The following is a 265-nucleotide window of genomic DNA, read 5'->3' as shown; positions in this document are numbered from 1 at the left end:
AAAATAGATTTTACCAAGCAAAAAACCGAGTGAATTTTTAACGAAATTCAACAAGCTTAATAATCGCGCGTCGTCTTTATAGACGACATCACAGATTAATAACTCGTAAAACTGGTAAACAGGTATCTTTATTGATACGTTTGTTTGACCAAGCTTTTACACGATTAAGTTATTAAGGGCGCACGGTGGATGCCTTGGCACTAGAAGCCGAAGAAGGACGTTACTAACGACGATATGCTTTGGGGAGCTGTAAGTACGCTTTGAT

Annotated in this window: 1 rRNA gene; it reads left to right on the top strand. The window is 38.5% G+C overall.

The annotated features are described in order from the left end of the window. Positions 1 to 162 precede the first annotated feature (162 nt). Positions 163 to 265 (top strand): 23S ribosomal RNA (locus LQ622_RS14975); the annotation flags it as partial.

The organism is Mammaliicoccus sp. N-M50, from assembly GCF_022386995.1.
GTDB classification, from domain to species: Bacteria; Bacillota; Bacilli; order Staphylococcales; family Staphylococcaceae; genus Mammaliicoccus; species Mammaliicoccus sciuri_A.
This window is presented reverse-complemented; position numbering and strand designations above follow the sequence as displayed.